17 protein-coding genes are annotated in these 20886 nt (G+C 45.4%); all 17 read left to right on the top strand.

Annotation, left to right across the window (positions count from 1 at the left end):
* Positions 1-42: 42 nt before the first annotated feature.
* Entirely contained in the window at positions 43-801 is a 759-nt protein-coding gene (pstB, locus tag AC27FN_RS06900) for a phosphate ABC transporter ATP-binding protein PstB (protein ID WP_487167270.1), read from the top strand.
* Between the two features lie 35 nt (positions 802-836).
* Complete coding sequence (phoU, locus tag AC27FN_RS06895) at positions 837-1523, top strand: phosphate signaling complex protein PhoU (RefSeq protein WP_487167269.1); 687 nt, start codon at positions 837-839, stop codon at positions 1521-1523.
* A 309-nt stretch (positions 1524-1832) separates the two neighbouring features.
* On the top strand, positions 1833-2180 hold the full coding sequence (locus AC27FN_RS06890) for a PspC domain-containing protein (protein ID WP_487167268.1): 348 nt from the start codon (positions 1833-1835) through the stop codon (positions 2178-2180).
* 7 nt (positions 2181-2187) lie between these two features.
* Entirely contained in the window at positions 2188-2538 is a 351-nt protein-coding gene (locus AC27FN_RS06885) for a phage holin family protein (RefSeq protein ID WP_407883937.1), read from the top strand.
* Positions 2539-2552: 14 nt separating this feature from the next.
* Positions 2553-3557: an HPr(Ser) kinase/phosphatase gene (hprK, locus tag AC27FN_RS06880; protein WP_487167267.1), complete on the top strand. Its 1005-nt coding sequence runs from the start codon at positions 2553-2555 to the stop codon at positions 3555-3557.
* 2 nt (positions 3558-3559) lie between these two features.
* A complete protein-coding gene (lgt, locus tag AC27FN_RS06875; protein ID WP_487167266.1) occupies positions 3560-4390 on the top strand; it encodes a prolipoprotein diacylglyceryl transferase in 831 nt (276 codons plus the stop codon).
* 48 nt (positions 4391-4438) lie between these two features.
* On the top strand, positions 4439-5455 hold the full coding sequence (locus AC27FN_RS06870; protein ID WP_487167265.1) for an NAD(P)H-dependent glycerol-3-phosphate dehydrogenase: 1017 nt from the start codon (positions 4439-4441) through the stop codon (positions 5453-5455).
* A gap of 56 nt (positions 5456-5511) precedes the next feature.
* Positions 5512-6399 carry a UTP--glucose-1-phosphate uridylyltransferase GalU gene (gene galU, locus AC27FN_RS06865; protein WP_487167264.1) on the top strand — a complete coding sequence of 296 codons (888 nt, stop codon included), beginning with the start codon at positions 5512-5514 and terminating at the stop codon, positions 6397-6399.
* 391 nt (positions 6400-6790) lie between these two features.
* Entirely contained in the window at positions 6791-7732 is a 942-nt protein-coding gene (gene trxB / locus AC27FN_RS06860; RefSeq protein WP_487167263.1) for a thioredoxin-disulfide reductase, read from the top strand.
* A 441-nt stretch (positions 7733-8173) separates the two neighbouring features.
* Positions 8174-9901, top strand: coding sequence for a phospho-sugar mutase (locus AC27FN_RS06855; RefSeq protein WP_487167311.1), 1728 nt, complete (start codon positions 8174-8176; stop codon positions 9899-9901).
* Between the two features lie 217 nt (positions 9902-10118).
* Positions 10119-12119 (top strand): excinuclease ABC subunit UvrB, encoded by a 2001-nt coding sequence (gene uvrB / locus AC27FN_RS06850; protein WP_487167262.1) that lies wholly within the window; start codon positions 10119-10121, stop codon positions 12117-12119.
* A 43-nt stretch (positions 12120-12162) separates the two neighbouring features.
* Positions 12163-15030 carry an excinuclease ABC subunit UvrA gene (gene uvrA, locus AC27FN_RS06845; protein ID WP_487167261.1) on the top strand — a complete coding sequence of 956 codons (2868 nt, stop codon included), beginning with the start codon at positions 12163-12165 and terminating at the stop codon, positions 15028-15030.
* Between the two features lie 331 nt (positions 15031-15361).
* Positions 15362-16702, top strand: a complete 1341-nt coding sequence (locus AC27FN_RS06840) for an APC family permease (RefSeq protein WP_487167260.1) — start codon at positions 15362-15364, stop codon at positions 16700-16702.
* 734 nt (positions 16703-17436) lie between these two features.
* Positions 17437-18153, top strand: a complete 717-nt coding sequence (locus AC27FN_RS06835; protein ID WP_487167310.1) for a YibE/F family protein — start codon at positions 17437-17439, stop codon at positions 18151-18153.
* Entirely contained in the window at positions 18140-18943 is an 804-nt protein-coding gene (locus AC27FN_RS06830; RefSeq protein WP_487167259.1) for a YibE/F family protein, read from the top strand. The genes AC27FN_RS06835 and AC27FN_RS06830 overlap by 14 nt, the downstream gene beginning before the upstream one ends.
* 50 nt (positions 18944-18993) lie before the next feature.
* Entirely contained in the window at positions 18994-19884 is an 891-nt protein-coding gene (gene rapZ / locus AC27FN_RS06825) for an RNase adapter RapZ (protein WP_487167258.1), read from the top strand.
* Positions 19881-20882 (top strand): gluconeogenesis factor YvcK family protein, encoded by a 1002-nt coding sequence (locus AC27FN_RS06820; RefSeq protein ID WP_487167257.1) that lies wholly within the window; start codon positions 19881-19883, stop codon positions 20880-20882. The genes rapZ and AC27FN_RS06820 overlap by 4 nt, the downstream gene beginning before the upstream one ends.
* Positions 20883-20886 lie beyond the last annotated feature (4 nt).

Raw genomic sequence — 20886 nt, 5'->3', positions numbered from 1 at the left:
TTGCGTTGATCAAATTGCAGGTGGTCATGAGAGGAGAATGACATGGCAACACCCATCATTGAGACTGATAACTTACATTTATTTTATGGCCAAAAAGAGGCATTAAAGGGAATCAATTTATCTTTTCAAGAAAAGGGAATTTCGGCCTTGATTGGGCCATCAGGCTGTGGCAAATCGACCTTTTTGCGCAGCTTGAACCGGATGAATGATCTCATCGATGGAGTGACGATTACCGGCAATGTCTTGTTTAAAGATCAAAACATTTATGCGCCTGGTGAAGATATTGTGGCTCTTCGAAAACAGGTCGGTATGGTCTTTCAACAACCCAATCCGTTTCCCTTTTCGATTTATGAAAATGTGGTTTATGGATTACGATTAGCCGGGGTGCGTGACAAACAAGTTTTGGATGAAGCTGTGGAAAATAGTCTTAAGCAGGCGGCTGTCTGGGACGAAGTTAAAGATGACCTCCACAAGAATGCGTTGGCACTTTCAGGTGGGCAACAACAACGCATCTGTATTGCACGCGTCTTAGCTGTTTCTCCAGATGTCCTCCTACTGGACGAACCGACCAGTGCGTTAGACCCAGTTTCAAGCCACGTGATTGAAGAAACTTTGTTAAAGTTAAGGTACGATTACACGATCATCATGGTGACGCATAACCTGCAGCAAGCATCACGAATTGCCGATCGTACCGCTTTCTTTTTACAAGGGGAACTCATTGAGGTTAATGACACGAAAACGATGTTTATGGATCCAGCGCGGCAGGAGACTCAAGATTACATTTCAGGACGGTTTGGTTAAATTGGAGCCTAAATAAGGAATAGAGGTGCAAAAAGATGAGACGACTATTTGATGATGAACTAAATGATCTAGACGCTGGATTTACAGAATTAGGGATGCTCGTTTCAGAAGCGATTGGGAAATCAGTGACGGCGTTTGTTAACCACGATCGTGCCATTGCCCAAGCCGTCATCGATAATGACCATCAAATTAATGATCGGGAGGTTAGCCTAGAAAAAAAGTCATTTGAAATGATTGCGTTATATCAACCGGTGACCACAGATCTGCGGGAGATTGTGACCATTTTGAAGGCCGTATCGGATCTGGAACGGATGGGTGATTATGCGCGTAGTGTTGCTCAGTCAACGATTCGAGTAAAAGGCAATAAACGGGTGGCTGTCATCGAGCAACACATTTCTGAAATGGGTCGGATTGTTCAGCAGATGGTCGCCGATGTTTTAGATGCCTATGTGAAAGATGATGATCAGCGTGCACGGCAAATCGCCTTAGTGGATGCTAGAGCTAGCGATTATTACCAACTGATTTATCGTGAGAGCATCGATCAAATGCGGCAAGACCCCGAAGTAGTTGTGGGTAGTACAGACTACATGGCCGTTGCCCAATTTTTGAAACGGATTGGTGATTACGTGACCAATATTTGTGAATGGATTGTTTATTTGCAAACCGGGAAGATTGTGGAGTTGAATCCACGTAATACAACTGACACGCAAACTGATGAATAATCGATCTTGCCCAAATTTAAGTGAGCTTCAACTAACAAGCTACCGACCATTAATTCTGACGGTGGCTTTTTATTAAGTTCTGCTGGAGTTAGGAACTTTTTTCAATCAATTAAAATATTTGATAATTTGATCAGACCTTCGTATTAAGTTCGCTGCTGATGTGAGACGATTCAGATGGATGAGTCGGCGGACTTTAAGTAGGACTTGTGCCTTGTCAAAACGTGCTGGTTTTGAAAAATTGGTCAGATGACTTTTAATGCGATAAAATTAGGACATTCAAATTTAAGCGGAAACATTGAGGTGATTAACGTGGCACGGGAAAAATTAACAAAGTCAGCAACTGATCGGTGGATTGGCGGTGTTTTCGGTGGTTTAGGCCGTTTTCTTCATATCAATCCAACCATTTTGCGGGTCGGCTACTTGCTGCTGGCCTTATTCCTACCTCCACATGGCCTAGTAACCTTGTTAGCGGTTGTTTTTTACGCCGTCTTACTTTGGTGGTTGCCAAGTGATCAACACACGAGTGATGCTAACGTCTTCAACTTATTTGGCGATCTATTCAGTGGGCAAAATCGGCCCGATGAAGCTTCACGCCCACGAGGCCGTAAAGAGATCCATGCCGAAGAACACGACGTTCACGATCACCGAGAAAGGTAGGAACGGCATGAAATTTTGGCAACGAATTTTAATTGATGCATTGCTATTCTTGGCGATTGCCGGCTTTTTTAGAAACAGCTTTCAAGTTTCTAGTGTCTGGTATGCCTTAGTGGCTAGTCTTGTTTTAGCAATTTTAAATGCCGCCATCAAACCATTTTTAGTGATTTTGTCACTACCAATTACGTTTTTAACATTGGGTTTGTTTTCGATTGTGATCAACGCCGCCATGTTGGAATTGACTAGCTTCTTTGTTGGCGCGCAGAATTTTCAAATCGCGAACTTTGGCATGGCGATGTTGGCGGCAGTGATTATGTCGATCTGTAACGCAATCATTTCTAGTTACTTTAATGCAGAATAAGGAGGCGATTTGTTATGGCAGATAGTGTGACAGTTCGTGAATTGGTCGAAAATGCCCGCCTCACCGTTTATGACGGGGCCGATTATCTTGATGAACGGCGAATTACAACACCAGATATCTCACGTCCAGGCTTGGAGATGACCGGCTATTTTAATTATTATCCACCGGAAAGAATTCAGCTGTTAGGCATCACGGAAACCTCGTTTTCTAAAAAAATGAGCCACGATGAATTGCTGATGATTATGCGAAAAATGGCTGATCCCAAAACGCCGTGTTTTGTCGTATCAACGAACATTGAACCGCCGGCAGAACTCATCCAGGCGGCGGCTGAAGCGCATATTCCAGTTCTTGGTAGCAAGCAAACTTCATCACGAATTTTGTCGAATATGTCAATTTACCTCAGCGGTGTGTTGGCGAAACGTCAATCAATTCATGGTGTATTGATCGATATCTATGGTTTAGGGGTCTTGATTACCGGTGACTCAGGCGTCGGTAAATCAGAAACGGCCTTAGAATTGATTCGTCGGGGTCATCGGTTAATTGCCGATGACCGGGTGGATGTTTTCCAGCAAGACGAACAAACGCTGGTCGGGGAAGCACCTAAGATTTTAAATCACTTAATGGAAATTCGTGGGATCGGGATTATTGATGTCATGAATCTTTATGGTGCTGGTGCCGTCAGGAGTTCGGCGAAAATCCAGCTTATCGTGCACTTGCAAAACTGGACCACGGATGCGCAATTTGATCGACTTGGGAACGCTGAAGATGAACGACAAATTTTCGATGTGCAAGTGCCAATGATCTCGATTCCTGTTAAAACAGGGCGTAATTTGGCAATTATTATTGAATCGGCAGCGATGAATTTCCGGGCTCGTTCGATGGGCTATGACGCAACTAAGACGTTTGACCATAATTTAAATCAGTTGATTCAGGAAAACTCGAAACGAGATGAAGCCGCCGCTGGTGATTTGCCAACAGCTGGTCAGACTTCGGATGATCAGAAAGCTCAAGGTCACTAAGTATGCAGCGATTAATAATGGGAGCATTGAATCCGATTGCATTACGATTAGGACCTTTGCAGATTCATTGGTACGGCGTCATTATTACAACCGGTGTGTTTATTGCCCTGTGGCTTTCTGTGCGTGAGTCTAAGCGGCGCGGTATTGATCCGGATGACCTCTATGATTTTTTGCTATGGGCCTTGCCAGCCGCATTGATTGCGGCGAGGACCTACTATGTGGTGTTTCAGTGGTCTTACTATCAAAACCATTTAAGTGAAGTTATTGCCATTTGGGACGGCGGAATTGCGATTTATGGTGCGCTGATTGGGGCCGCCATTGTGGTGGTGTGGTTTACCCACTCCCGTGGAATTCCGACATTTCTATTTTTAGATGTACTGGCGCCTACCGTAATTATGGCCCAGGGGATCGGCCGTTGGGGCAATTTCATGAACCAGGAAGCGTTTGGTAAAATAACCACCCTGGCTCATTTACAAGCACTGCATCTACCAGCATTTATTATTACCCAAATGAATATTGAGGGTGCTTATCGAACCCCCACTTTTTTGTATGAATCTCTGTGGGATTTAATTGGTTTTGCTTTGCTGATGGCTACCCGGCACCGCAAGGGCTTGTATCGCCAAGGAGAGGTCTTCTTTATGTACGTTATTTGGTATTCGTTTGGTCGCTTCTTTGTTGAAGGAATGCGGACGGATAGCCTCATGCTAGGTCCGGCTCGTGTATCCCAGTGGCTGTCAGTGGCGTTGTTTGTTGGTGCGTGGAGTTGGTTGATCATTCGCCGACGCCGGCAAGTTCCACTGTACTTAGCGGGTATGCAATCAATGACAAAGTAAGTTTTTGAGGAACCGTGTGGCAAGCGGTCACACTAAAAGGAGGAAGCTATGGCATCACGAATCGCAGTGCTAGGCGCTGGTTCTTGGGGGAGCGTACTGGCCAACTTATTGACTGAAAATGGGCAAACTGTCGCGCTTTGGTCACATAAACCAGCGCAGGTTCAAGAATTAAATGAGCTACATACGAACGCAGCTTACATGCCAGGCTTTGAATATCAACACCAATTGCAAGCGACAACTGACATGGCGAAAGCGATAACAGGTGCTGAGGTGGTTTTGTTTGCCGTTCCAACCAAGGCTATTCGTGAGGTTAGCGCTCAGGCTGCCAAAATCTTAGTCAATAATGGGCAATCGGTTACCGTCGTTCACGCGACCAAAGGACTTGAGCAAAACACGTATAAACGTGTTTCAGAGATGTTAGCTGAAGAAATTCCGGCGGCGCAACGTAACGCGATTGTGGTGTTATCAGGACCAAGCCATGCTGAAGATGTGGCTAAAAAAGATATTACATTGATTACCGCGGCTTGTGAAAATGAGGATGCGGCAAGAAAAATCCAAAAACTCTTTATGAATGCATATTTCAGGGTTTATACTAATACGGATGTGATTGGTGCTGAATTTGGGGCAGCGTTGAAGAACATTATCGCGATTGGTGCAGGGGCCTTACATGGTCTTGGCTACGGTGATAATGCGAAAGCTGCTTTAATCACCCGGGGACTGGCAGAGATTAGCCGTCTAGGGCAGACATTTGGCGCCAATCCGTTGACCTTCATCGGCTTGTCAGGAGTTGGCGATCTGATTGTTACGGCGACGAGTGTTAATTCACGTAATTGGCGAGCCGGTAATGAGTTAGGTCAAGGACAAACGCTAGACGAGGTGATTGAGACCATGGGCATGGTCATTGAAGGTGTGGCAACGACGAAAGCCGCTCATGAATTGGCAATTAAGCGACATGTTGAAATGCCAATTACGGATGCCATTTATGACGTTTTGTATAATGGTGCGGAGGTTCGTTCAGTGATTACGGGTCTCATGCAACGCGAAGGGCGCGCTGAACTCGGTTAATATCGCCAGTCAAAACCGGTCGATCATCGACCAAAACACGAAAGGAATTTGTTGTTATGCAAAAAGTTAGGAAAGCCATCATCCCTGCAGCGGGTTACGGCACGCGGTTTTTACCAGAGACGAAGGCAATCGCTAAGGAAATGCTGCCAATTGTTGATAAACCTACGATTCAATTCATCGTTGAAGAGGCCCACAAGGCTGGCATTGAGGAAATCTGTGTCGTAACTGGGCGAGGCAAACGCTCGATCGAAGACCACTTCGACTCTGCGCCTGAATTGGAAGCAGATTTGGCGAACAAAGGTAAAGATGCTATGTTGGACGCTGTTCAGTCCAGCAATGATAGCAATCTTTACTTTATTCGACAAAACCACATGCGCGGTTTGGGAGATGCGGTCCTGACTGCCAAAAACTTTATTGGTGATGAACCTTTCGTCGTGTTGCTTGGTGATGACTTGATGGAAGACCAAGTACCATTGACTAAACAATTGATTGATCGGTATAACGAAACTGGTGAATCAACCTTGGCCGTGATGCGCGTGCCCCATGAAGAAACCAATAAGTATGGCGTCATTAACCCAGCCCAAGAAGTTAGCGATGGTTTGTTTGAAGTGAAGAACTTCGTTGAAAAGCCCAAGCCTGAGGATGCGCCTTCCGACTTAGCTATTATTGGTCGTTACTTGTTAACACCACAAATTTTCGACGCGTTGGAACAAACCCCTTATGGTAAAGGTGATGAGTTACAATTAACGGATGCCATTGACTTGTTGAACAAGACACAACACGTGTATGCGCATGAATTCAAGGGTGACCGTTTTGACGTTGGTTATAAATTCGGTCTGATTCGGACCAACATTGAATTTGGCCTACGCCATCCCGATGTAAAGGATGAGTTACGGGACTATGTCTTACAGTTGGCCGAGGACATTAAAGCGAACAAACGTTAATTCAAGCGAAGCTTAATTTGATTAATACGCCCCTTCTATGAAAAGGAAGAGACGTATTTTTCATAAAATGATGTAAACGCGCACGCCAGCCCTGCTTCCTGTGCCCAACCAGCAATCACTATCGGGTGCAGCCCACCCGTCCGTGATTTCCAGTTGGTGCTCGGAATCAAGCGGTCTGGCTCACGCTCTAATGTAAACGCGTTCGCCAGCCCTGATCCTTGTGCCCAATCAACAAGCCCAAGTGGGCCAAAAACACCCGTTTGGGCTTGTCCATTGGTGCTCAGGATCACCCGGTCTGGCTCACGCTCTAAACAAAATGATTGTGTTACTTACAAAAAGATAGTAAGATGTACGCATTGACGAGCAGGTAGCTGCGGAAAGGAAGCACAGTATGGCAAATAATTATGATGTCATTGTGATTGGCGCTGGCCCTGGCGGCATGACGGCGGCGCTGTATGCCTCAAGAGCAAATTTATCCGTTTTACTGCTTGATCGAGGGATTTATGGCGGTCAAATGAATAACACGGCCGCGATTGAGAATTATCCGGGCTTTAAGTCCATTCAAGGACCAGATTTGGCGAGTGCAATGTATGAGGGTGCTACTCAATTTGGGGCCGAGTATGGCTATGGTGCGGTTGAATCGATCATCGATCATGGTGATAACAAGACTGTCAAAACGGATACTGATGAGTACACCGCTAAGGCGGTTGTCATTGGGACAGGCTCACAGTATCGCAAACTCGGTATTCCTGGAGAAACTGAATTTTCAGGACGTGGTGTTTCCTACTGTGCGGTATGTGATGGCGCATTTTTCCGCAACAAGCACGTGGTGGTTGTTGGCGGTGGTGATAGTGCCATTGAAGAAGGCATCTATCTGACACAATTAGCTGATAAAGTGACGGTGGTTCATCGCCGTGATCACTTACGCGCCCAACAAGTTGCTCAGGATCGGGCATTTGCGAACGAAAAGATGGAATTTGTCTGGAACACCGAAGTGACCAAGATTGTCGGTGACGATATGAAGGTAACTGGTGTGGAACTCATTAACAATCAAACGGGTGAAACGACGACCATGTCTGCAGATGGTGTCTTTATCTACGTCGGTAATTTACCGATGACGACACCATTTAGTGGCCTAGGTATCACTGATGAAATTGGTTGGATTCCAACTGATGGCGAAATGCACACAAAAGTACCAGGAATTTTTGCGATCGGTGACGTTCGGCAAAAGGATCTACGTCAGATTACGACAGCAGTTGGTGACGGCGGGGTGGCTGGCCAACAAGTCTTCAAATATTTGGAAGACTTGAAAGCAAAGCACGCTGTTGTTTAATGATTGAATGAGTTCAAAACGATAATGCTTAGTTTGATCGGAGAGTGGGATATAACGCCGAATTGAGAGCGAGCACTAGCGAAAAAGGGATCATCTTCCGCACTTTGGAAGGTGATCCCTTTATTGCTAGGCACAGTTCTCAGGCGTTTGTCGCACGTTTTGACCATGGGGACGGGGTGCACAAAAAATGAATTCCAGTGCCTTTTATAAGTTATGTCCCAAACTTGTTGAGCAGGATTTATTCGCCGCGATCCATCGGCGAGATGCTCAGCGCTGACCAGTGAGCGCGTTTAAGAAAGTGTTCAGAAATACCTGACTAACCATCATTTATCACTGAAAGCTCAGATTAGCATAGAATTGTTTGGCTTGTTTCGCGCGAAGGACTTAATGCGGTATACTGAAAACGCATACGAAAACAACATCATGAATGGAGATGCGATTGTGGACTGGAAAGAAACTTATCAGACTTGGACAGCTCAGACCGATCTGGAAGCTCATTTAAAAACAGAATTAACTGCTTTAGCAGGCAACGATGAGGAATTAGAAGACGCCTTTTACCAACCAATGAGTTTTGGTACGGCCGGCATGCGTGGCGTGATGGGACCTGGTATTAATCGGATGAACATCTACACGGTACGGCAAGCAACAGAAGGGTTAGCCACTTACATGGATACCTTGGGTGAAGAGGTCAAGAAGCGCGGGGTGGCGATTAGTTTCGATTCTCGGCATCACTCCACAGAATTTGCTCATGAAGCGGCACGCGTTTTAGGCCAGCATGGCATTAAAACCTACATCTTTGAAGGCTTGCGCCCGACACCCGAATTATCTTTTACGGTTCGACATCTACATACGTTTGCCGGCATTATGATTACGGCTAGCCACAATCCCAAGCAATTTAATGGTTACAAGATTTACGGCGAAGATGGCGCGCAAATGCCACCTAAGGATTCGGACTTAATTACCCGGTACATTCGTCAGGTGACCGATTTATTTGAAATTGCGACCGCTGATGAGACCGACCTAGTCGCGGCTGGCTTAGAAACAGTGATTGGTGAAGATGTTGATCAGGCCTATTTGGATAATGTTGCCACGGTCACGATTAATCACGACTTGGCCCGTGAAGAGGGTAAAGATATGATGTTTGTCTTTACGCCGCTCCATGGAACTGGCCGAATGCCTGGGGAACGTGCTTTGCGTAATGCTGGTTTCCAAAACTTTATCACGGTCCCAAGTCAAGCAGAGCCAGATGGCGATTTTCCGACAGTTGATTTTCCTAATCCTGAATTTCCTGAAGCCTTTGATGAGGCCATCAAATTAGGTAAGGAACATCAGGCTGATATTCTAATTGCGACCGATCCTGATGCTGACCGGTTGGGGACCGCCGTTCGTCAACCGAATGGCGACTATCAACTATTAACCGGTAATCAAATCGCTGCATTAATGTTGCATTACATTTTGGCGGCCAATCAACAGGCTGATACGCTACCAGCTAACGGAGTGGCGGTAAAATCGATCGTTTCAACTGAATTTGCCACGAAAATCGCGGCTAGCTATAACATCGATACGATCAACGTATTGACTGGTTTTAAATTTATTGCCGAACAAATTCAACACTTTGAAGATACCGGTGATCACACGTTTATGTTTGGCTTCGAAGAGAGCTATGGTTACTTAATTAAGCCATTCGTTCGCGACAAGGATGCCATTCAGGCCTTAACGTTACTCGCTGAAATTGCTGCCTATTATCGTCAACAAGGACAGACCCTCTATGATGGTTTAGAGGCGCTCTATGCCGAATATGGTTATTTCCGTGAGCAGACGTTGCAGCAAACCTTTGAAGGCGTTACTGGTCCACAAAAGATCGAAGCAATTATCAATAAATTCCGCACGCAAGCGCCTAAGCACTTTGCGGGGATTGACATTGCTGAGACGGACGATATTGCTAGTGGAATCAAGACCTATGCCGATGGTCATACTGAAGCGTTGACGTTACCCAAAGCTGAGGTTTTGAAATATTGGTTAGTTGATGGCACGTGGATTGCTGTTCGCCCTTCTGGTACGGAACCTAAAATTAAGTTCTATATTGGTACGAATGGCGCCACATTATCAGCGGCTAATCAGAAGCTGCAACAGTTTGTCGATGCAATTAATGCGTTTGTTGCCGATTAAGCCGATCATTTAAAAATAGCTTTGCGTCGTTGAAAGACTGGCGCAAAGCTATTTTTAGCAATGGAATGAAAATTTCGTTGATTTGAGATCCGGATCACGTGCGAAAGTATGTTCGGTATGCTAGAATAGTTTCGCTATGTTAACATGAACAACTTAATTGTGAATTATCAATTAAGCAGAAGAAATACAACCACTCACGCAAGGGGGATGAACAGCCATGATTGAACGACAAGCCGATCGAAAGTTTGATCTTGTTTCAAAATATCAGCCGACAGGTGATCAGCCACAAGCGATTGAACAATTGACTGACGGGATTGAATCAGGGAAAAAGGCTCAGATTTTACTGGGTGCGACGGGAACTGGGAAAACATTTACGATTAGCAACGTGATTGCTAATGTGAACAAGCCAACCTTGGTTTTGTCGCATAATAAGACGTTGGCTGGTCAACTCTATGGCGAATTCAAGGAGTTTTTCCCCAACAACGCAGTGGAATATTTTGTTTCCTATTATGACTATTATCAGCCTGAAGCTTATGTGCCGTCCTCTGATACGTACATTGAAAAGGATTCATCGATTAATGATGAAATCGACAAATTACGAAATGCGGCAACTAGTTCACTCTTAGAAAGAAACGATACGATCGTCGTCGCCTCGGTGTCCTCGATCTTTGGTTTAGGGGACCCTCATCAGTATAAGGATCATGTCATTTCATTACGTGTGGGTCAGACCATTGAACGTAACGATTTTATGCGCAAATTGGTGGATATTCAGTTTGAACGTAACGATATTGACTTTCAACGTGGTCGGTTTCGGGTGCATGGAGATGTGGTCGAAGTATTCCCAGCGTCAGAAGATCAACGGGCTTTGCGGATTGAATTCTTCGGCGATGAAATTGATCGGATGCGCGAAGTTGACGCTTTGACCGGTGAAGTAGTGGGCGATCGGGATCACGTCACGATTTTTCCCGCAACTCACTTCATGACCAATGATGCCATTATGGATCATGCAATTGAGACGATTGGTCATGAACTGGATGATCGGTTAAAGGTTCTTAAAGACCAGGGCAAATTATTGGAGGCACAGCGTCTCGAACAACGGACCACCTATGATATGGAAATGATGCGTGAAATGGGGTACACCAGCGGGATCGAAAACTATTCGCGGCATATGGATGGCCGTCAACCAGGCGAACCGCCCTTTACGTTATTGGATTTCTTCCCGAAAGACTTTTTATTAGTCGTTGATGAAAGTCATGTAACCATGCCCCAAGTGCGCGGTATGTATAAAGGTGATCGCTCGCGGAAACAAATGTTAGTCGATTATGGTTTTCGTCTGCCTAGCGCCTTGGATAACCGACCCCTTAAAATTGATGAATTTGAACAACACGTGAATCAAGTTGTCTACATGTCTGCCACCCCAGGGGATTATGAACATGAACAAACAGATACAGTTGTTCAACAAATTATTCGACCAACTGGGTTGCTGGATCCAACGATTGAAGTTCGGCCGATTATGGGTCAAATTGACGATTTAGTCGGCGAAATTAACAAACGGATCGAACAACATGAGCGGACGTTTGTGACCACGATGACCAAGAAAATGGCCGAAGATTTGACCGATTATCTAAAAGACCTCGGCATTCGGGTACGATACCTTCACAGTGATGTAAAAACCCTTGAACGGACACAGATTATTCGCGATTTGCGATTAGGTAAATTTGATGTGCTCGTTGGGATCAACTTGTTGCGAGAAGGGATTGATGTGCCTGAAGTCTCGCTGGTTGCAATCTTAGACGCGGACAAGGAAGGCTTTCTTCGCAATGAACGGTCGTTGATCCAAACAATTGGCCGGGCGGCCCGGAATGCTCATGGTAGCGTCATTATGTATGCTGATTCGATTACCGGATCGATGCAAGCGGCTATTGACGAGACCAAACGGCGGCGAACGATTCAAGAGCGTTATAACGAAGAACACCACATCACGCCAACGACGATTGTGAAAGCCATCCGTGATAACATTACAGTTGTTACGCCAAGTGGAGATGGGCAAAAGGAAAGTTCACTCAGTGAAGACGATTTTGACAACATGAGTAAGGCTGATCAAAATGCAATGTTGGCAGGGTTAAATAAACAGATGCAAGAAGCCGCTAAGAAGCTTGATTTTGAAGAAGCAGCGACATTGCGTGATACCATCATGGAACTGAAAGCTAAACAATAGTGGTAAGCAACAGCGAATTTTTAACGAGGCAGGACACGAATACATGGCAAATGACAAAATTGTGATTCACGGAGCGCGAGCTCATAACTTAAAAAATATTGACGTGACTATTCCTCGTGACAAATTAGTGGTAATCACCGGGTTATCTGGATCGGGAAAGAGCTCATTAGCGTTTGATACGTTATATGCGGAAGGTCAACGACGGTACGTTGAAAGTTTATCTGCATATGCGCGGCAATTTTTAGGTCAAATGGACAAGCCTGATGTTGATTCGATCGATGGATTGAGTCCGGCAATTTCGATTGACCAAAAAACAACGAGTAAGAACCCTCGCTCAACGGTTGGTACAGTCACCGAAATCAACGATTATTTACGTTTGTTATGGGCTCGAGTTGGGACACCAGTATGTCCAAATGATGGGACGATTATTACTAGTCAATCGGTTGAACAGATGGTTGATCAAGTGTTGGCGTTGCCTGAACGAACCCGGCTTCAAATTTTGTCGCCGGTGGTACGACGTAAAAAGGGGCAACACGCTAAAATCTTTGAAAAAATTAAACGTGAGGGTTTTGTTCGTGTTCAAGTAGATGGTGAAACCTATGACGTTGACGAGGTACCAGAGTTAGATAAAAATAAGTATCACAATATCAATATTGTGATCGATCGGGTGATTGTTCATCCTGATAGTGACAGTCGCAGTCGGTTATTTGATTCATTCGAAGCGGCCTTGCGACTAAGCGATGGCTATGCGACGGCCGACATCATTGATGGTCAACCGCTGCAATTTTCTGAACACTATTCTTGTCCTGTCTGTGGTTTCACGGTTGGTGAATTAGAGCCACGGTTGTTTTCATTTAACGCTCCAGTTGGCGCATGCCCTGATTGTGAAGGGCTAGGGGTGAAACTTGAGGTTGATGAGGACTTAGTTGTCCCAGATAAAACAAAGACATTGGCAGAAGGGGCGATTGAACCGTGGAATCCAATTAGTTCCATGTATTATCCCAGTATGCTGGCTCAGTTTGCTGAACAAAATCAGATTGACATGGAAACGCCTTTTGCGGATTTGCCTAAAAAGCAGCGTGATTTAGTGCTCTACGGTTCTAAAAAGTCCTTTCATTTTCACTATGAGAATGATTTCGGTGGAGTCCGCGATGTGGACGCAGAATTTGAAGGCGTGATCAACAATATTTCGCGGCGTTACCGTGAAACCAATTCTGATTTCACCCGCGACCAAATGCGCCAGTACATGACGGAGTTGACTTGTCAGACCTGTCATGGCTATCGGCTCAACCGGCAAGCCTTGTCAGTTAAGGTCAATGGTCAACACATTGGCGAAGTGTCTGCCATGGCAATCGGTGACGAAGTGCCATTTTTTAAACAACTTGAGTTAAGCGAGCAGAATCGCGTCATCGCTGAACCGATTGTCAAAGAGATCAGTGATCGCTTATCATTTTTGGAAAATGTCGGTTTGGATTATCTAACAATGAGTCGCTCAGCACGGACGCTATCAGGGGGCGAAGCGCAGCGAATTCGTTTAGCGACCCAGATCGGATCTAATTTATCGGGTGTCTTGTATATCCTTGATGAACCGTCGATCGGGTTACATCAACGGGATAATGATCGCTTAATCAGCTCATTAAAGAAGATGCGCGATTTAGGTAACACGCTAATCGTCGTTGAACATGACGAAGATACGATGCGCGCCGCCGATTATTTGATTGATATTGGTCCTGGCGCCGGTGAGAATGGTGGTCAGGTGATGGCCGCAGGGACACCCAAGCAGGTTGAACGCAGTCGTAAGTCCTTAACCGGTAAATACTTATCCGGCAAAGACTTTATTCCTGTTCCGTTAAAGCGTCGATCCGGTAATGGGAAGGCAATTGTCCTGAAAGGCGCGGCTGAGAATAATTTGCGCGATATTGACGTGCGTTTTCCGTTGGGTGAATTAACCGTCGTGACTGGGGTCTCTGGTTCAGGTAAATCGACATTGGTTAATTCTATTTTAGAAAAAGTATTGGCGCAAAAGTTGAATCATAACTCGGCTAAGCCTGGGAAGTACAAGAGTATCGCCGGTGTGAACAATATTGAAAAAATTGTCGACATTGATCAGTCACCGATTGGACGGACACCACGATCTAATCCGGCTACGTATACCGGGGTCTTCGACGATATTCGCGATTTATTTGCTCAGACAAACGAGGCCAAGCTTCGCGGGTATCAGAAAGGGCGTTTTTCGTTTAATACGAAAGGTGGTCGGTGTGAGGCGTGTCACGGGGACGGCATTTTGAAAATTGAAATGAACTTCCTACCTGACGTTTATGTGCCATGTGAAGTTTGTCATGGATCGCGTTATAACTCGGAAACACTTGAAGTGACTTATAAAGGTAAAAATATTGCGGATGTGTTGAACATGACGGTCTCCGAAGCATTGGCCTTTTTCGGAGCCATTCCTAAGATCACCCGGAAGCTACAAACAATTGTCGATGTCGGTTTAGGCTACGTTCACCTTGGTCAATCAGCAACCACATTATCTGGTGGTGAAGCACAACGGATGAAGTTGGCGTCAGAGTTACACAAGAAGGCGAATGGTCGTAATTTTTATATTCTTGACGAACCGACGACTGGTTTACACACCGACGACATCAAACGCTTATTAGGCGTGCTTCATCGACTAGTTGATAATGGCAACACCGTCTTAATCATTGAACATAATTTGGATGTGATTAAAACAGCGGATCACTTGATTGATTTAGGCCCAGAAGGTGGTGCTGGTGGTGGATCAGTGATTGCTACGGGGACGCCAGAAGAATTGGCTGAGGTTTCAAATAGTTATACTGGACAGTATTTAAAACCAGTCTTGACGCGTGATTTGGAACGAACGCGTGCGGCCATGGCTAAAACCAAAAACTAGTAGGCGCTTAATCGCGTTATTTAAACTAAAAGCGGTATTAGGGCGTTGGCAACGATCGATAATGATGAAGCTAATAAGAGCGAACTTTGAATGGTGATGATCCGATCATCGTCTGGAGTTCGCTCTTTTGGGTTGTTTGTCATGTGCGTGGCGCCCACTTTGAAACGTGCGCACCTTCACCTGCGATGGCTTGCGCGCTGATTTTGATTGACTCGATTGCTAGATTTTATCTTTACCCGGTTTGCTAGCGTGCTTGCATCAGACGTTTGGTCTCTGATAAACTGACTTTGATTAAGTTTATATAAGCGTTTGGGGAGAGAATACTAATAAAATGCAATCATCTACACAACTACGACGCTCGTTGGGGCTTTGGTCGGCCCTGGCACTGGTTATCGGCACCGTCATCGGATCTGGAATTTTTTTCAAACAAGCCTCGGTATTGCAACTAACGGGTTCGACTAATTTAGCTATGTTAGCTTGGCTATTGGGCGGATTAATCACACTAGCAGATGGGTTAACGTTGTCTGAAATCGGTTCACAGATTCCAACGACCGGTGGCTTGTATCAATATATGACCCACATTTATGGGGAGTTTTGGGGTTTCCTGTCCGGATGGATGCAAGTAATTGTGTACGCGCCGGCCATCGTTGGCTCAATTGCTGGTTATCTGGGACTGTTGGCCGTAAACTTTTTTGGTTTATCCGCCGGCTGGAAAGCGCCAATTGCGATTGGCACGATTGCTTTGATTGCAGCCTTAAATATGTTAGCTAATCGTTATGGGGCCACCTTTGCTATCGTGACCACCATCTGTAAGCTACTCCCCATCATTGCGATTATCATTTTTGGACTGTTTTTTGGTCATGAACAAGCTTTCGGCGCCACGGTGACCGGAATCCACCATAGCGTTGGTAATTTTGGTGTGGCGGTTTTAGGGACAATTTTCGCCTATGACGGGTGGATTTTGATCACTAATCTGGGCGGGGAGCTTAAACGACCTGAAAAGCTACTGCCGTTAGCCATTATTTTGGGAATTTTAATGATCATAGTACTTTACTTAGGCGTTACCTGGGGGATTTTTTCCTCATTGGCAGCCAATAAGATTAATGCATTGGGACAAAACGCGACCGCGTATTTTGCTTTAAATGCCTTTGGTTCACTTGGCGGGCGCTTGGTCAATATTGGCATTATGATCTCTATTATTGGTGCTCTGAATGGTAAGATGATGTCCTTTCCTCGGATTTACTATGCGATGGCAAACAAACGGCAATTACCATTTGCTAAACAACTTAGCCATTTGAATCGAGCCACCCAGACACCGGTGTTTGCGACGGCAACATTATGGGTGATGACTAGCGCAATGATTCTATTGGTCGATACGGATCGATTATCAGAACTCTGCATTTTTGTGATGTATAGTTTCTATATTGCTGCCTTTATAGGGGTCTTTGTGTTGCGGCATCGGCAAGGTGGCCGGCCAACTGGATTCAGTGTCCCTTGGTATCCAGTGGTGCCAGTCCTAGCGATTATTGGGACCGGTTTTGTCGTGATCAGCGAACTGGTTTTTGATATCGTCGGTACCGTGACCTCGATGGGTTTTATCGCTTTGGGTATACCACTATACTATTGGCTGAAACGTCATTATCAAGGGAAAACGTTTGATTCAACCTTGTGACATAAGTCTATGTGAGACGAACATTGCCTCAATAACGCGCCAAACTCCTGCCATTTTCATCCAACATAAATAGCATTGCTTCCCAAAGTTCGGGAAACAGTGCTATTTTCGGTGGTCCTCGTTGACAAAACAGAGTTATGTCACAGCTGGTTTTGTTTTGGGTAACGGCGGGATTTTAAAATTTACACTGACCAATTGATTGTTTGCTGAAGGCTTTTAATTTTGGTAACAAAAGCGGTCGCATGGATAATCGTCGTTTACGTTGGTGGTAGAATGGGAGCCATCTTAAGCGAGGTGAGGCCGGAATAATGAAAGAAGAGCAGGTTCATTTTAATTGGCGGCGTTGGTGGCTGGTCGGCCTAGTGATCCTAATTGGTGGCATTGGCGTGATTGCGGTGCATTTTGATGCGTCACTATATCAGCAACCCTTGGCGCGAATTACACAGGTGACGAATCATCGGCCGGTTAAACAAACCGATGAATTTGAAAATCAGGATCGTCAAACTAATCAGCAATTAACTGCGGTGCTGATTAATACGCGACATCGTGGTCAAAAATTACACATAACCAATACATTCAGCCAATCAGCGGCGATGGATCAAGCCTATCATGTTGGTAATCAGGTCTTTGTAACCTTACCCACTCACCATAATCCGAGTGTGATTAAAGGAATTAAACGCGATACGACGGTGGCATTCTTAGTTTGGATCATCTTCAGCTTGTTATTGATCTTTATGCCCCGCGCTGGCGGGTTGGCAGTGCTGTCTGTCTTATTGAATGCCGGATTATTTTTTGGGGCAATTGAGCTGGATTTAACTTTAAAGAATGGTAATGTCTTTGTGATCTTTAGTTTTGTTGCTATCGCTTTTGCCTTTTTGACCTTGTGGTTAGTCTTGGGGTGGCGCCGACAAATGTTGATTACCTTTGTTGCAACCTGTTCAGGCACCGCGTTAGCCATGTTGATTAGCCTGATTGTTTTTGCTTTGACTCATGAGCGTGGTATGCATTACGAAGGGTTACAGTATGTGACGACGCTACCAAGGCCCCTGTTCTTAGCGGAGACCTTGCTAGGTTCGTTAGGGGCAGTGATGGATGAATCAACTGATATTGTCGCGACCCTCTTTGAATTACGTCGTGAGCGCCCTAATATTTCTGCACGACAGTTATTTATTTCAGGTCGTAATGTTGGTCGATCAATCATGGGTCCGCTGATTAACGTCTTGTTACTGATTTTTGTCGCCGAAACATTTCCCATGACTTTATTGTTTTTAAAGAATGGTAATAATTGGGGCTATACGTACATGATGAATATGTCATTAGGTGTTATTCAAACCCTGATCAGTGGTTTAGGGATTGTCTTAGCGATTCCGGTGGCGAGCTTGGTGGCCAGCCGATTAATGTCTCGGACAACGCCGGTTAAAGACAGGGGGACGCATGATGACAACGTTTAGTGGATTAGCTTTGATCTTACTCTTAGCGATGTGGCTGGTGGGCGGTAAACAAGGATTTTTAGCATTTATCAGTTTAGGCTTCAACTTTGCGTTGCTATTTATGACCATCGTGCTCATCCAATTTCATCTGCCGCCATTGCCAGTTACGCTCGTGATGGGGGTGATTATTTTAGCGGTTACGATTTTCTTTGGTAATGAAGATGATTACAGCACAACAACTGCCTTTTATGCTGCCGTGGTGGTGATGGTATTACTGATGCTACTCATTATTCCAGTTGAGCACTGGGCCAGCGTGGCTGGTTTTGGCGAAGAAGATAGTGATGATTTAGAGGGAATGTCCTTGTTGATTGGGATTTCGTTCGTCAAAGTCAGCATTGCCACCGTGATTCTCAGTACACTAGGAGCCATTGCTGAAGCTGCAATGGCGATTTCATCTGGGCTATCAGAAATTGAAGAGCAACAACCGACGATTACGGGTCGGCGTCTATTCAATGACGGCATTAACGTGGGTAAGCAAATCATTGGCACAACCTTCAACACGTTATTCTTTGGTTTTTTTGGCGGCTTTCTAGCACTGTTCATCTGGTTTGCTGGTCTGCACTATTCGTGGGGCATGATGCTTAATGATAAAGTGTTCGTTGCTCAACTATCAACAATCTTATTGTCGTTTGTTGGTGTATTGGCGACTGTTCCCGTGACTGCCGCGGTTGCGGGGTGGCGCTGGGAGCATCGCCGCCCGGCGGTAAAGCCAGCTTCTGATGGCCAGCCTAATCAAGAAAAAGAAAAATGACACACCCGGTATGTTATAATATTAGAAACCTGAAAAAGGAAGGATGTCGCATGGCCCAACAGCTAGACTTAGTGATTATTACAGGAATGAGTGGTGCTGGTAAAACGGTTGCCATGCAAAGCTTTGAAGATTTAGATTACTTTGTAATGGATAATATGCCACCGAAATTGTTGCCAAAATTTTGGGAATTAGTGCGGCAATCTGGCAAAGTTAACAAAGTCGCATTAGTTGTTGATTTACGTTCGCGTGAATTCTTTGATGACCTACAAGAAATGTTAGCGATTTCAGCCAGCACCGGTTCGGTGCGGACTTCAGTTTTATTTCTGGACGCATCCGATGGCGAATTAGTGGCCCGATATAAAGAAACTCGGCGCGCACATCCACTGGCGATGGAAGGTCGTGTGCTCGATGGTATTCGTCAAGAACGGGCACTATTGTCAGAATTAAAGGAACGTGCTGATCTGGTAATCAATACCGATGACCTGACCCCTCGGCAACTACGCGAAGAGATTTTTAGTCAATACGCTGATGAACAGGGCCCCGCCAATGAATTTCATATCGAAATTCTGTCTTTTGGTTATAAGTATGGGTTACCAATCGACGCCGATATTGTCATGGATGTTCGTTTTTTGCCGAATCCGTATTATGTGGATGCATTGAAGCCACTAACTGGCTTAGATCAGCCAGTCTATGATTATGTAATGGCTCAACCAGCGACCACGCCGTTTTACCAGCAATGGTTAAGTTTGTTACAGCTGGTCATGCCGGACTACCAACGGGAAGGTAAGACGAGTTTAACCATTGCAATCGGATGTACGGGAGGCCAACATCGATCGGTCGCGATTGCCACTCGGCTCGGTAAAGACTTGGCGGCTGACTATCGTGTTCACGTCAGTCATCGAGATATTAATAAACGAAAGGAAACGGTGAATCGCTCATGACGCAAGCTAATCAACGCCGACCGCGCGTCGTTGTCATTGGTGGCGGTACGGGTTTACCGGTGGTGCTGGATTCCTTACACAAGCAAGATGTTGATGTAACGGCGGTGGTGACGGTCGCCGATGACGGGGGTTCTTCAGGAATAATCCGTAATTATATCAACGTTGTGCCACCTGGTGACATTCGTAATGTGATGGTTTCCTTGTCGAGTCTATCTCCATTAGCTTTGCGGGTTTTTCAGTATCGTTTTGAAGCTAACGATAACTTTTTCTCTGGCCACGCGATTGGCAACTTAATCATTGCGGCACTAACAGAAATGGAGCACGGGGTATTTGGGGCAGTTCAAGAGTTGTCACAGATGATGGCCGTGGATGGCCACGTTTATCCAGTCGCCAATGAGCCATTAGTACTGCATGCTGAGTTTGCCGATGGGACGACGGTTGCTGGTGAGGCGGAAATTACGGCGGCACATCGTCAAATTAAACGGGTCTGGGTGACACCACAGCCTGAAGCTGGGACGAGTGTGGCAACAGCAATGCCAGCAGTCGTTGATGCCATTCTGGCGGCGGATTTAATTGTCCTAGGACCGGGTAGTTTGTTTACGAGTATATTGCCGAATTTGATGGTCAGTAATGTTGGTCAAGCGATTAAAACGACGTCGGCGGAAGTTGTCTATATTTGTAATATCATGACCCAAAAGGGTGAAACGGATCACTTTACCGACGCTGATCATGTGCGGGTGTTAAATGAACACGTCGGCGCCAATTTTGTGGATACAGTATTGGTGAACACGGCTAAGGTGCCGGAAGATTACATGGATTGGAAACGATGGAACGAGGTTTCAACGCAAGTAACGTCTGATCCGGAGGCACTTGAAAAGATGGGAACCAAAGCGATTCGAGCTAACCTGTTGAAGCTGCGTGATGCGGGAGCTTTTCACGACGGTGCCAAAGTTGTGGCTGAATTAATGAAATTATTGAATCATAAAGATCTGAGTTAAATTT

It is taken from the genome of Furfurilactobacillus sp. W61-4, from assembly GCF_057545565.1.
This window is presented reverse-complemented; position numbering and strand designations above follow the sequence as displayed.